Source organism: Asticcacaulis sp. (genome assembly GCF_035497195.1).
GTDB lineage: Bacteria > Pseudomonadota > Alphaproteobacteria > Caulobacterales > Caulobacteraceae > Asticcacaulis.
In genome coordinates this window covers 26991-40793 of the sequence record NZ_DATJDZ010000030.1, presented here as the reverse complement: position 1 = coordinate 40793, position 13803 = coordinate 26991, and the positions used below count along the sequence as shown (strand labels likewise).

Sequence of the window (13803 nt, the reverse complement as noted above, 5' to 3'; positions counted from 1 at the left end):
CTAACCGCTTATACAGTGTCCGCCAATAATAAACGGGGCGGCCATGCCAGAGGATAGAACGAAAAAACCTTTTTACCGCCATCTCTATGTGCAGGTCCTTTTCGGCGTGGTGCTCGGCGCTGCCATCGGGTTGATATGGCCGGAAGTGGCGGCGCAGCCGTGGGTCAAGGCGGTGGGCGACGGCTTCGTCAAGCTGATCAAGATGATGATCGCCGTGCTGATCTTCTGCACCGTGGTGTCGGGCATCGGTCAGGTGGCTGAAGCCAAGCAGGTCGGGCGGGTCGGCGTCAAGGCCATCGCCTATTTCGAGGTGATCTCGACCTTTGCGCTGATCCTCGGCCTGATTGTCGCCAATGTGGTCCGGCCCGGCGCCGGTATGCACGCCGCCGGCAACGCCGCGGCGGTGGCTAAATATGTGGCGCCGGAAACCCATGAGAGCCTCGTTGATTTTGTCCTGCATCTGATCCCCGATACTTTCCTCAGTGGTTTTGCCGAGGGTAATATCCTCCAGGTCCTGCTGGTCGCTATTCTGACCGGTTTCGCGCTCCAGCGTATCGGCCCGCCGGTTCAGGGCGTGCGTAACCTGATCGATGAAGGCACCAAGATCATTTTCGACATCATCACCCTGATCATGAAACTGGCCCCCGTAGGCGCCGGCGCGGCCATGGCCTATACCCTGGGCAAGTTTGGCGCGGCGGCGCTCGGTTCGCTGTTGATGCTGATCGGCACCTTCTATCTGACGGCGGCCTTGTTCGTGTTCGTCGTGCTCGGCAGTGTGGCCTGGCTGACCGGCTTTTCGATCTTCCGCTTCGTCGCCTATATCAAGGATGAGCTACTGATCGTGCTCGGCACCTCGTCTTCGGAAAGTGCCCTGCCAAACCTGATGCGCAAGATGGAGGCGCTCGGCTGTTCGAAACCGGTGGTGGGACTGGTCATCCCGACCGGCTATTCGTTCAATCTCGACGGCACCAATATCTACATGACCCTGGCGTCGCTGTTCATCGCCCAGGCGATGGGCTACGACCTCAGCCTGATGCAGGAACTGACCCTGCTTGGTGTCGCCATGCTGACCTCGAAAGGCGCTTCGGGCGTCACCGGTGCGGGCTTCATCACGCTGGGGGCGACCCTGGCGGTGGTCAACCCGGCGCTGGTGCCCGGCATGGCCATTGTGCTCGGTATCGACAAGTTCATGAGCGAATGCCGGGCGCTGACCAACTTTATCGGTAATGGCGTCGCCTGCGTGGTGGTGTCGCGCTGGGAAGGCGAACTGGACAAGGCGGCGCTCAGGGCGGGTCTGCATCGTAACGCATTGGAAGTACCGGCGGAATAAGACGCGATTCCCGCCGCAAGCGCGCCTTATTGTAAATTTATGATCGCCGGCGCAGGCTGGCTGGCAAAGGCCTTTTTGCGCCTGTAGGAGAACCCCATGAGACACCTCACAAAATATATTGCGCCCTCCCTGGCGGCGCTCGGCCTGGCCCTGACGTTTGGTTTGCCGTCCGTGGCCCAGGCGCAATACGACAACAAGGCCTATGACGGCTATTGCTACGCCCGCAAGGACAACGCCAAGACCAACGGCGCCGTGATCGGCGCGGTGGTCGGCGGTCTGGCCGGCAGCCAGATTTCCAAGCACGAACGCGGCCTCGGCACGGTCGGCGGCGCGGTACTGGGCGGCGTGGTTGGTTCGCAGATCGGCAAGTCGTCGGTCAAATGCTATAATGGCGCCTATTATGCCTATCGTCAGGGCAACTATTATGCGCCACCGCCGGCGCCAGATGGCTATCAGGTGCTGTACTTCCGCGACCGCCCGCAAAGCGGCTATTACGACAACGTCTATTATGATGCGCCGTCCACCCGCTACAGCCAGCAGGACGACAGCGGATACAACACCGTCCCCTACACGGACAACAGCGACTACCAGTCCCGGCCTTACGATAACAACGGCCCGGATCGCCCCTATGTCGATGACCGGTATAATTCCGGTTCGCAATACGGTTCCAGCCGTCCCGACAATGCCGACGAAGGCTGGCGCGACGACCAGGGCCAGTGGCACAATGGCCGTCCGCGCGCCGTCGGCTGGCAGGATGACGACGGGCGCTGGCATATCGGCCAGGTCGTCGCCTATGGCTGGCGCGACCGTGACGGCGGCTGGCACGAGGAATCCTCCAGCTATTCGAGCAGCAGCTATAATAGTCCGGGTTACTGAGATCATATAGCCAGGGCGGAAGGTGGGAACATCTTCCGCCTGCGTTTATCAGTTACCATGACCATCCCATACTGATCCTTTACACGCGTCGGGCTATGTTCCGGCCATATGTAACAGGGTGCGGCATGAGTAAACTCAGTGCAGCGACAAACCGGCTGGTTCTGCTGGCCGATGACAATGACGAGACCGCTTTCGTCATCGAGGCCATGCTCGATATGATGGACTTCGCCGTCGAGCGCGCCCGCAATGGCCAGGACGCGCTGGAGATGTCGGCCGCCAATGCCTATGCCCTGATCCTTATGGATATCGAAATGCCGGTGATGGATGGTCTGGCCGCCACCAAGGCAATCCGCAGTCAGGAGATTGCGGCGCTGGTGCCGGCGGTGCCGATCGTGGGGATCACGGGGCATTCGGACAAGGCGACGCACCGGCTGTGTCAACTGGCCGGGATGGACGAGGTTTTGTGTAAGCCGTTCCTGATGGAAGAGCTTGAGGCGCGATTGACGGCGCTGTGTGCAAAGCGGGTGAATTGAGCTTTTAAGAAAGTAAGAAACCCCTCACCCCAACCCTCTCCCCTCAGGTGGGGAGAGGGGGCTTTAAAGGTGGAGGAGGGTGTTGCGGCACTTTTCTGACCAGCCACCAGGGGAAACCGATGGTGTTGGGGATTTCCTTGTGATCCGTCGGGGTATCAGGTGGCGGCTTGTTGAGCACCTGTTCGTCATAGCGCGCCGACAGGCTGTAATAGTCCGGATCGTCTTCGCCAAAGAGCGCATAGTCGGGCCAGCGGCCATCGCGGCGGGCCATGGCGCGTGTGACCGCATTGGCGCGGTTCAGCATCAGCAGGGCAGGCCAGCGGTCCTTTTGCAGCGGATCACTATCACACTGGAAAATGGTGAGGCTGTCCGCCCAGCACCACCGATCTTTCGGCGCGGTGGTGTCTTTGTCGAAAGCGGTGCCGTCCGGCCAAATGCCGCTTTCGCGGGCACAGCCTGTGGCGAAGCGATCGGCCTTGGCCATGAATTCAGCGCGCCAATCGGTGGTTTCGGCCTGATCGTCTTCGTCCAGGTCGTCGGCGAAGGCGGGTGATTTGGGGAAGCGCGCATTATACTTATTTGGGCTTTGCGGCGCTTCATAGAGCTGGGAGAGCATGCGGTCGGTGGCCAGCAGGCAGCGACCGGCGCGTTCACCTTCCAGGAAGCTGTCCGGATCGGGGATAAGGCCGATGACCTCCAGCAACTGGTCGGCTCTGGCGCGCAGACGGCGGCGCGGCGGCTTGATAATGACCGGCGCCTGATCGGCGTCGCTGTCATTGTTGTTTGGGTTTTCCGGCTGGTCTTCCGGGATTGTGGGGAGTTGCTGGATAATCCGATCGGCGGCGGTGATGGCGCGCGCGGCGCGTTCAGCCTCCAGAAAGGTGTCTGGCAGGTCCAGGCCTTCGACGATCTGCGCGATCCGGTCGGCATAGGCGCGCACGGTCAGCCGGCGCGTGGCCAGCGCCGCGGCATCGTCCTCGGTTTGCGCAACCCTGTCGGCAGAGGTGTCCATCCGGATATGATGGGGGTGATGGAGGGGAGGGGGATTTGTTTGCTTCTCCTCCCTTGCGAAGCGGGGGAGCCGGGCCGCCGCTGCGGTGGCGGGCGTAGTCCCGCCAGAGGGGGCCTCTTTGTCATAATGATGAAAGAAACCCAGAAACCCCACCACCACATCTAACCGCTACCCGGTGTGGTGAGGTTCCCTTTGAGCGTTCAGTGGGCTGTGCTGTGTCATCGTCTTTGATTTACAGAGCCGGATTGGCAGTGGTATTTGACTGTTTATTTCGTTGCATTGACATATAGTCGTATTTTGACAGCGTGTTTGTTTAAGTTGTGGGGTGCTAAATGCGAATTCAACAAATTAAAATTGATCAATGGCGCCATTTTGAAAACTTAGATATTCGGATGCCCGATGACGCACCTGTTGTATGTATAGTTGGAGGCAATGGCACAGGCAAAAGTCAAATCCTCGAATTGATAGCAGCATGCGCACAACGTGTTGGGTTATCTCCCGGTGTTGAACACCGTCGCGGGGACCCATTTAGTGACAACTCGACCTTTGAAATTACCTTTTTTGTGTCAATCGGTGTGGTGCCTGAGGTGGAGAACTCCGATGTGTATGCACCAGGTTTAAGAGAGGACCTTACGACTTGGGACAGAACTCTTGTAGTTGGTAATCGAAAAGACCACGGATATTACTTGAGAGCAGGCAAGGTTCGTCCAGAGGGAGGAGATCAATTTGCGCATGCAGTTGTGCAAATCATTCAGCAAAGCAAATCAGTCCATTATCTATCTCTTGATGCCGACCGATCATACCATAAGGTCGAAATTCAGCACCACGAACTCGGCCAAGTATTTGACAGAGACTGGGATGCTACGAACAAGCAAAGTTCCTTTAGGATAACAAAAAATTTATATGATGAGTGGTTTAGATTTTTGATTGGAAGCGAAAATCAACAAAACAACAAGTATGTTCAATCAATACGAATTGCAAGAGATACGCAAACTGTTGAACCTATATTTATAGATCAATTTGAAGCATACAAAGACTCTATAAAGAAAGTTTTGCCTCATCTATTATTCATAGGAATTAATCCCCAAACGCGCCAAATTAACTTCAACTCGACTGGATTGCCGCTAACCTTTGATCAACTCAGCGGAGGGGAGCGGGAAATCGCTTTTCTCATTGGGCAGATCGAACGTTTTGGATTAAAAAAAGGTTTAATGCTGGTAGATGAACCCGAGCTTCATTTAAATTACGATCTTTTGAGGTCATGGATTGGTTTTTTAAAAGATAGCGTTGAACTGGGCCAAATTTGGCTGGCCAGCCATTCCCTAGAGGTTGTCGAAGTTACTGGCCGTGACGCAACCATCGTTTTGCAGCGAAACGAGCAAACACGAAAAATAAGTGGCGCAACACGACTTAGCGATCAACCGGTTATGGCAACACTTTCACGTGCCGTGGGCTCTCCTTGTTTTTCAATTTCAAATTTGGCTTTTGTTTGGATTGAGGGTGAGGAGGAGATCGGAGAACGCGAACGTTTGCGGTTGTTATGCAATATACCTTCTCATGTACGCTTTTTGGAAGCAGGGTCTTGCAAAGAAGTGATTAGAAAGGTGTCTAATCTTAAAGAACTTGCAGATGTTTCTGGGCAGCAAATTCGCCTTGGAGGCATTATTGATCGTGACTGGAGACCGTCCGCTGAGCTTAAAGAGTTTACAGATAGAGGTATCTTCATTCTAGGTGTACACGAAATAGAAAACTTATTCATACACCCAGACACAGTAAGGGATTATTCTAATACAAATGGCCAAGATATTGACGATGTTGAGGGGTTAATCCGCGATGCCGCTGACGAAAGAGCTGGTACTTGGATATTTGACGGTGCACGCACAGATCGTCGTTTCAGGGAATATCCGGAACCATCTAAAGCTGTAAGAGAGCTAGTACATCGTTTAAAATGGCAGGATTTTTCAGACATCAAAACTTGTTGTAGCGAAATTGCAAATGCTCATGGAGAGATCAACGCAGAGGAATCCAAAGCGCTCTGTAGAATGTTAGAGGCTCGTGCTGCAATATATGGCCGTAAGAGAGTAGAAAATGATCTTTGGATGATTTGCGAAGGGAAAGAGGTGTCCAAAGCTATTTTCAAAGCACTGGGACTAGCAGATCGACAAAGTGCCGAGCGCGCTATGTTCGCTGTCTGGAAGCGTAGACCCGATCTAGTACCTAACGAATTATCGGCTTTACGAACTTACGTAAATAATCTTTAGAGAGACTGTAATCCGTCTGAATGTCCAATAAACAAATTAGGCTTTCGGGTGCAGGGTCCGTGACCCTGCCCTTTCGCGCTTGCGAAAAATAATCCACCGGGGCTATGGCCATTTGCCGCAGATTCGGTTATAGAGCGCGCAATTCCAAACGATCCAACCCTTCCGGCCTCTCTGTCGAGAGGCTTTTTTGGTGTTCGGAGCGGGAGGCCCCCTCCGTCAGCGACACTCGCGCTGACACCTCCCCCGTTTTACAGGGGAGGAGAAGAGGTCTCTCCTCGCTGCGCGCCACCTCCTCGAAAGAGGGGAGGAGAGAAGGGAAGTCAGAACCCCCACCACCACGCCTTTCAGGCGCGGTCCCCCTCCCCAGCAAGCTGGGGAGGTATAAGTATAGAGACCTTCCCGGCAAGCGGGGAGGTATAAGATGAGAAACCTTTCCGACGAGCGGGGAGGTATGAAGATGAAGTCCTTTTCCAATATGTGGAGAGGGACGAGAGAAGCCCCCTCCGGCGCTGCGCGCCACCTCCCCCATAAATAGGGGAGGCGTATATTGAATAAAAGGCCCTTTATGAACCTGCGTAATATCGCCATTATCGCCCACGTTGACCACGGCAAGACCACGCTTGTCGACGCCCTGCTGGCCCAGTCCGGCGTCTTCCGCGCCAATGAAGCGACGGTTGAGCGCGCCATGGACTCCAACGACCAGGAACGCGAGCGCGGCATCACCATTCTCGCCAAGTGTACCTCCGTGCTGTGGCACGGCAAGGCCGGCGAAACCCGCATCAACATCATCGACACGCCGGGCCACGCCGACTTCGGCGGCGAAGTCGAACGCATTCTCGGCATGGTTGACGGCTGCGTCATCCTGATCGACGCCGAAGAAGGCGTCATGCCGCAAACCAAGTTCGTGCTCGGCAAGGCGCTGAAGCTCGGCCTGCGCCCGATCCTCTGCATCAACAAGGTTGACCGCCCGCACGCCGATCCGGACCGCGTTCACAACGAAGCCTTCGACCTGTTCGCCATCATGGGCGCCACCGAAGAACAACTCGACTTCCCGCACATCTATGCTTCGGGCAAGAACGGCTGGGCGACGATGGACATGAACGTGCCTTCCGATAACCTGGGGCCTTTGTTCGACCTGATCGTTGAGCACGTGCCGGCGCCGAAGGTTGTTGAGAATAAAGACAAGCCGTTCCAGATGCTGGCCGTTCTGATCGAATCCGATCCGTTCCTCGGCCGCGTGCTTACCGGCCGCGTCAATTCGGGCCGCGCCGTTCCGGGCCTGGCCATCAAGGCGCTGAACCGTGACGGCGTTGAAATCGAGCGCGGCCGCATCACCAAGGTGCTGGCCTTCCGCGGCCTGAAGCGTCAGCCGATTGACGAAGGCACCGAAGCCGGTGACATCTGCGCCATTGCCGGCCTTTCCAAGGCGACCGTGGCCGATACGCTGTGCGATATGAGCCTGGTGGAAGCGCTGCCGGCGCAACCGATCGATCCGCCCACGATTTCCATGACTGTTTCGGTCAACGATTCGCCGCTGGCCGGCAAGGAAGGCACCAAGGTGCAGTCGCGCGTTATTCGTGAGCGCCTGCTGAAGGAAGCCGAATCGAACGTCGCCATCCGCGTGACCGAAACCGACGAGAAGGACGCTTTTGAAGTGGCCGGCCGTGGGGAACTGCAACTGGGCGTGCTGATCGAAAACATGCGCCGCGAAGGCTTTGAAGTGGCCATTTCGCGTCCGCGCGTGGTGTTCAAAAACGATCCGGAAACCGGTGAGAAGATGGAGCCGATCGAAGACGTCATGATCGATGTCGACGAAGAATATACCGGCGTGGTGATCGAAAAGCTCTCCGCCCGCAAGGCCGAGCTGAAGGACATGGGGCCTTCGGGCGCCGGCAAGACGCGCCTGACGCTGAAGGCGCCTTCACGTTCGCTGATCGGTTATCAGGGCGAGTTCCTGACCGATACGCGTGGTTCGGGCGTGCTGAACCGCGTGTTCTCGCACTACGAAAGCTACAAGGGCATTATCGACCAGAACCGCAAGGGTGTGCTGATCTCGAACGGTGACGGCGAAACTGCGGCGTTTGCGCTGTGGAAGCTGGAAGAGCGCGGCACCATGTTCGTGGGCGGCAACGAAAAGACCTATATGGGCATGATCATCGGCGAGAATTCGCGTCTCGACGATCTCGACGTCAACCCGATGAAGACCAAGCAGCTGACCAACATCCGCGCTTCGGGCACGGACGAAGCCATCCGCCTGACGCCGCCGCGCCGTCCGACCCTGGAACAGGCGATCGCCTATATCGAAGACGATGAACTGGTGGAAGTGACACCGAAGTCGATCCGTTTGCGCAAGAAGGAACTCAATCCTTCGTTCCGCAAGAAGCGCGTTCGCGCTGACGCATAAGAGACAGGAACGGCCCCGGAAACGGGGCCGTTTTTTATGGGCGCAAAAGCGTTAGTTGCGAGTGCACCGATCCGGCTTGCTATATGTGCAATTCGGCGTACTTTGGTTAACAAAGTCGTCGGGAGCACGGCATGTCGGGCGAGGTGGATGCGTTAAAAGCAGGGCAGCGCCTTGCGGTGATTGATATCCTGCGCGGGTTAATCATCGTGATCATGGCGCTGGACCATGTCCGCCGTTACACGCATATCAGTGGTTTCGCGCTCGATCCCATGGATTTTCATGTCAGCAATCCGGTCCTTTTCGCCATGCGCTGGTCGGCGCATCTGTGCGCGCCGGCCTTTGTCTTCCTGGCCGGTGTTTCGGCCTGGCTGCAATATGTGCGGTTGCCGGAAATCCGCCGACTGTCGATTTTCCTGTTGAGCCGGGGACTGTGGCTGATGGTCGTGGAGGTGACCATTGTGGGGCTGGGCTGGTCATTTGGCTGGCCGGTGCCGGTGCTGCTGGGGATATTGTGGGCCATCGGCTGGTCCATGATCGCGCTGGCAGGGCTGGTCTATCTGCCGCGCAAGTGGGTGCTGATCGTGAGGCTGGTCATCACACTGGGGCATAATCTGCTCGATTCCATACATGCATCGCAATTGGGGGTGTTCGGTATTGTCTGGAACTTCCTGTATGAGCCGCGACTGGTCAGCCTGGGGGGGATGCCTGTGCTGGCGCTATCCTATCCGGTATTGCCGTGGATCGGGGTGATCGCGCTGGGCTTCGGCATGGGCCACATCTTCCTGGCGCCGGACCGGGACAGGCGGCTGATCCTGTTGGGGGCGGGATTGTTGGTCCTCTTCCTGACCCTGCGCGGCGGCAATTTCTACGGCGATCCACGGCCCTGGGCGGTGCAGGCGCACCTGGAAGACAGTGTGATGGACTTCCTGAACGTGCAGAAATACCCGCCTTCGCTGCTGTATTTATGCGTGACGCTGGGCGCTGTTTTGTTGCTGGCCCCGTGGCTTGAACGGTTGCCGGCAAGGCTGGGAGGTATTCTTCGCACCTTCGGCGCCGTGCCTCTGATGGCCTATGTAGCGCATTTGTACATCGTACATGCGGTTACAATTGTGACGCATCTGGCGATGGGCAAGTCGCTGACCGGGCAGTTCAACAGCCTTTACATGGCTCTCAAGCATCCGATGGCTTTGCAAGGCACAGACATGCCCTTGTGGGTAGTCTGGGTCTGCTGGGTGATCGTGATTGCGCTGCTTTATCCGGTCTGCCGGTGGTGGCTAGGTATCAAACATCGGCACAAGAACTGGTGGCTGGCTTATTTGTAGTCGGCAGTGCTTGTTTTTCTTTTGTTCCGCCGGTTGACTCTTATCCACAGTTGGAACAAAATGGGAACATTAACTAGGGAGTGTTCACCATGCTGGATACCAAAGTCTATAGCTGTCCGCCGCAAGTGAAGGATTTGCCGCGCGATACAAAGATCGGTGTCACCTGCCGGAGTTGCGGGCAGCAATGGGGGGAGAGCGTGCAGGGGCTGATCGAAAACCACATGGGTGTGGAGTTCGTCGACCTGCTTGAATGGAAATACCGCTGCACGGATGCGGCCTGCGGCGGCATGGTGCGCATCGCCATTAATGGCGAGGCGCCGGTCGTGCCGCAGGTGCAGCCGCGCGTCAGTGTGCTGGTGCGGCCGAAGGTTTCCGCGCGCACGGCCTATCCGGTGAAAGCGGTGGTGAAGGCGCGGACCTATGCGCCGGTGGTTATTCCGGCGGCAAAGCGGCAGCTTTCCCTGCCATTGGTTCCGCATTGAGATTTTAGGAGCGTGTGGTCTATTTTCGGGTCATGAAAGAAAATCGCGCTGCCTCTGCCGGACCGGATGCCTTGTGGCGATTGCTGGCGGCATTCATTTTCACCCTTATCCCCGCGATCAGCTTGCCGATGTTTCTGGCGCACCTCTATGCGGTGCGCCCGCATGTGACGGATGCGGCGGGGGGCTTCGTGCAGCCGCGGTATCATGACGGCGTGACCTGGTATTTTGCCCATTCGGATGAAGTGATCATCAGGGGGCTGTTTTTCTGGCTGCTGGCCGGGGTTCTGCTGGTGATGTTTCTGGGCGGGATGATGTTGCGCCGGCGGGTCAAGATATGGCTGCGTCCGCCGCGGGATGTCGCAAAAGTGGCGACGGACACGGACGACGAGACCTCTAAGCCAGGGTGACGTCGGCGGTTTTGACCACGCGGGAAATGCGCGGGAAGATGTATTTGAACGCCAGGGCATGGGCTTCGACGGAGGTGGTGGTGCAGGCGTCCTCGACCACCATGAGATTGTAATTGCGTTCCCAGGCGTCGCGCGCCGTCGATTCGACGCCAAAATTGCTGGCGATGCCGGCCAGTACGATGGTCTGGATGCCGCGGCGGCGCAGGTGCAGGTCAAGATCGGTGCCGTGAAAAGCGCCCCAGTTGCGTTTGTGGATGATAATGTCGCCGTCGTGTTTCAGACCATCGACCAAATCCGCCCAACCGGCGGGCGGGCCGTCGGCGGGTAGCTGTGCGGGCTGATCGACCGGTTGTTTCAGGGCGTCACTGTAATCCTTCGCCCAGTGGACGTGGACGAGAAAAACGGGGCTGCTGGCGGCGCGGAAACGTTCGGCCAGAGCCTTGCTCCTGGCCACGACATCCTCGCTGGCATATGGGGCGCGGCCATCACCGGCTATACCCTTTTGCAGGTCGATCAGGACAAGGGCTGTGGTGCGGGGATCAAGCGGGGGGAGGGACATGGCAAGGCCTTTAATGGAAATGATCAGCCCCGGATGCGGTTCTTTAGTAAGGTCAGGCGGAGGCTGTCCACCGCCTTTTCGCGGACGGCCCTAGCTTAAATCCAGAGAAAGTACCCCCACCGCCGCATCTAGCGCTTCGCGCGACGTGCGGTCCCCGGCACCGGCCGCCCGGCTCCCCGACAAGCGGGAAGGTACAAGAAAAGCAAAGTTCCTGTGTTTAAACGCCGCTAACTGCACCGGGGCATTGGCGCAATGAAACGCCTATTGTATCGCGGCGCAGGCCACGCGGACACCGGCGCCGCCGATCGGTTGGGTGGTGTAGTCGTCCGGCAGGGCGTGGATGACGACCGAAGAGCCGTCTTCATCCATCAGGGCGGGCAGCTTGCCGCCGGGCTTGGCCGAAACGAGGCTGGAATAGACCTCGGCGGTGGCCGTGCCGTCGGCATGGGCGAAGAGATTGGGCAGGTCGCCGGCGTCATTGGCGTCGGCATTGAGCAGGCCGTGGGTGACCGGGGTCATGCTGTGAACATGGCCGCCGGCGGAGGCGAATTTCTCGTCGCTGCAGGAGGCCTTTTCATGGAAGTGCATGGCGTGCCAGCCGGGTGTCAGGCCCTTGGCTTCGACGCGCAGGATGACGCCGTTCGGCGCCGGCTTGATGGTGATGGTGCCGAGATCGGCGCCATCAGGGCCGGCCAGCTTGCCGGTCAGGGCGTCGGATACCGGGGGCGCGGTTTGGGCCAGGGCCGGGGCGGCGGCCAGGAGGGCGAGGGCGGCAAGCGTATAACGGATCATGCGGAGGTTCCCTGTTTGCGAATGGTTCTTAAAGCGAGTGCCACAAAAACAAGGCTGTGCAAAGGCGGGATTGTCAGGAATCCATCAAAATTGCGGCATAAAGCTATCAGCCGAGGCGCGATCCCATTCGCGTTTCAGCCGGTCATCGACATCGCCGCTCAGCAGGGCGCCGCGCGGTAAGTGGTGGTAGGCGACATCGCCGCGCACCACTTCGCCGGTGGCCGAGCGCATATGGATATGCCACGGGCGCAGGTCGGCCGGATGGGCGAGGCCGGCGGCGCCGATCACCTGGGCGATGGCGCCGAGTGTATTGTGGTGGAAACTGGCGACGCGCGGGGCCTTGTCGGCGACCACCAGGGCGCGCTGGCGGTGCTTGTCCTGGGTGGTGATGCCGGTCGGGCATTTGTTGGTATGGCAGGCGCGGGCCTGGACGCAGCCGAGCGAGAACATGAAGGCGCGGGCAGCCATGACGTAATCGGCGCCGAGCGCATGGATGCGGCAGAAATCAAAGGCCGTGACCATTTTGCCGGAAGCGCCCAGATGCAGATCATCGCGCAGGCCAGCGCCGGTCAGGGCGTTGTGCATGAAGCTGAGGCCTTCGATGAGGGGCAGGCCGACATGATCGGACAGTTCCATGGGGGCCGCGCCGGTGCCGCCTTCGCCGCCATCGATGACGATGAAATCGGGCCGGATGCCGGTTTCGAGCATGGCCTTGATCATGGCCAGCACCTCGAAGCGGTGGCCGACGCACATCTTGATACCGACAGGCTTGCCGCCGGAAAGCGTGCGCAATTGCTGGATAAAAGACAGCATTTCCAAAGGTGTGGAGAAGGCTGAGTGCCGAGACGGGGAAATGCAGTCGTGCGTGGTGTCGATCAGGCGAGTGGCGGCGATTTCCGGGGTGATCTTGGCCTTGGGCAGCACCCCGCCGTGGCCGGGCTTGGCGCCCTGGCTGAGCTTGAGTTCGATCATCTTGACCTGCGGATCGGTGGCGGTGAGGGCGAACAGGTCGGGATCGAAACGGCCATCGGGCGTGCGGCAGCCGAAATAGCCGGTGGCGACCTGCCAGATGATGTCGCCGCCGCCTTCACGGTGATAGGGACTGATCGATCCCTCGCCGGTGTCGTGGGCGAAGCCGCCCATTTTCGCGCCGGTATTGAGGGCCAGGATAGCGTTGCGGCCGATAGCGCCGAAGCTCATGCCTGAGATATTGAGGATGGAGGCGTTATAGGGCTGGGTGCAGGCGGCGGCGCCGATGGTGATGCGGAAGTCGGCGTCTTTTATCTCGACCGGCATGACCGAATGCGACACCCAGCCGTAGCCGGTGGCGCTGGTATCGAGCACGGTGCCGAAGGGCCGCATATCCGAGGCGTTCTTGGCGCGCTGGTAGACGATGGCGCGCTGGTCGCGGGAAAAGGGCAGGGGGTCGCGCTCGTCCTCGATCAGGTACTGGCGGATTTCCGGGCGGATATATTCGAAGATGAAGCGGAAATGCCCCATCAGCGGATAGTTGCGCAGGATCGAATGGTGCGGCTGGATCAGGTCATAGACGCCGAGCAGGCTGAGGGGCAGCAGCAGAATGAGCGGCCAGGCGAAGTCGGGGTTTGTCGTTAAGGCGAGGGCCAGAAACAGCAGGGTCAGGGCGACGGTCAGATTAAAAACGAAGAAACGCGACATGGATCTGCTCTCTGCTGCCCCCATGCGGTCTTAACACACCGGCCCGCGACGGCAATCATCAGGTGACAAACTATTCATGCGCGCCCGGTTGCAGGCGTGACGAGTTCGGCATAGGTTCGGCTATAATAATAAACCATAAAAGTGGGTT

Annotated in this window: 12 protein-coding genes; 8 read left to right on the top strand and 4 right to left on the bottom strand. The window is 58.4% G+C overall.

The window, feature by feature from the left end; translation table 11 throughout:
- Nucleotides 1–43 precede the first annotated feature (43 nt).
- The 3 genes from dctA (at nucleotide 44) to VL130_RS17585 (ending at nucleotide 2739) form a co-directional block, all read left to right on the top strand.
- A complete protein-coding gene (gene dctA / locus VL130_RS17595) occupies nucleotides 44–1330 on the top strand; it encodes a C4-dicarboxylate transporter DctA (RefSeq protein ID WP_325364962.1) in 1287 nt (428 codons plus the stop codon).
- A gap of 96 nt (nucleotides 1331–1426) precedes the next feature.
- Entirely contained in the window at nucleotides 1427–2206 is a 780-nt protein-coding gene (locus VL130_RS17590) for a glycine zipper 2TM domain-containing protein (protein WP_325364960.1), read from the top strand.
- 125 nt (nucleotides 2207–2331) lie between these two features.
- Nucleotides 2332–2739: a response regulator gene (locus VL130_RS17585; protein WP_325364959.1), complete on the top strand. Its 408-nt coding sequence runs from the start codon at nucleotides 2332–2334 to the stop codon at nucleotides 2737–2739.
- A gap of 43 nt (nucleotides 2740–2782) precedes the next feature.
- Here VL130_RS17585 and VL130_RS17580 read toward each other — a convergent pair whose 3' ends face one another.
- Entirely contained in the window at nucleotides 2783–3751 is a 969-nt protein-coding gene (locus VL130_RS17580; protein ID WP_325364957.1) for a hypothetical protein, read from the bottom strand.
- Nucleotides 3752–4083: 332 nt separating this feature from the next.
- Between VL130_RS17580 and VL130_RS17575 the strand changes: the two genes are divergently transcribed.
- From VL130_RS17575 to VL130_RS17555, 5 genes are all read left to right on the top strand, one after another.
- Nucleotides 4084–6012 (top strand): AAA family ATPase, encoded by a 1929-nt coding sequence (locus tag VL130_RS17575; RefSeq protein ID WP_325364955.1) that lies wholly within the window; start codon nucleotides 4084–4086, stop codon nucleotides 6010–6012.
- A 565-nt stretch (nucleotides 6013–6577) separates the two neighbouring features.
- Entirely contained in the window at nucleotides 6578–8416 is a 1839-nt protein-coding gene (typA, locus tag VL130_RS17570) for a translational GTPase TypA (protein ID WP_325364953.1), read from the top strand.
- Nucleotides 8417–8547: 131 nt separating this feature from the next.
- Nucleotides 8548–9738 (top strand): DUF1624 domain-containing protein, encoded by a 1191-nt coding sequence (locus tag VL130_RS19605; protein ID WP_325364951.1) that lies wholly within the window; start codon nucleotides 8548–8550, stop codon nucleotides 9736–9738.
- An 89-nt stretch (nucleotides 9739–9827) separates the two neighbouring features.
- Nucleotides 9828–10220 (top strand): hypothetical protein, encoded by a 393-nt coding sequence (locus tag VL130_RS17560; RefSeq protein ID WP_325364949.1) that lies wholly within the window; start codon nucleotides 9828–9830, stop codon nucleotides 10218–10220.
- A 32-nt stretch (nucleotides 10221–10252) separates the two neighbouring features.
- On the top strand, nucleotides 10253–10627 hold the full coding sequence (locus tag VL130_RS17555; RefSeq protein WP_325364947.1) for a hypothetical protein: 375 nt from the start codon (nucleotides 10253–10255) through the stop codon (nucleotides 10625–10627).
- Here VL130_RS17555 and VL130_RS17550 read toward each other — a convergent pair.
- The 3 genes from VL130_RS17550 to VL130_RS17540 all read right to left on the bottom strand — a co-directional run bounded on the left by VL130_RS17550 (nucleotide 10614) and on the right by VL130_RS17540 (nucleotide 13655).
- Nucleotides 10614–11186, bottom strand: coding sequence for a hydrolase (locus VL130_RS17550; RefSeq protein WP_325364945.1), 573 nt, complete (start codon nucleotides 11184–11186; stop codon nucleotides 10614–10616). The genes VL130_RS17555 and VL130_RS17550 overlap by 14 nt on opposite strands.
- A 261-nt stretch (nucleotides 11187–11447) precedes the next feature.
- Nucleotides 11448–11978 (bottom strand): superoxide dismutase[Cu-Zn], encoded by a 531-nt coding sequence (gene sodC, locus VL130_RS17545; protein WP_325364944.1) that lies wholly within the window; start codon nucleotides 11976–11978, stop codon nucleotides 11448–11450.
- An 84-nt stretch (nucleotides 11979–12062) separates the two neighbouring features.
- Complete coding sequence (locus VL130_RS17540) at nucleotides 12063–13655, bottom strand: FMN-binding glutamate synthase family protein (protein ID WP_325364942.1); 1593 nt, start codon at nucleotides 13653–13655, stop codon at nucleotides 12063–12065.
- Between the last annotated feature and the right edge of the window lie 148 nt (nucleotides 13656–13803).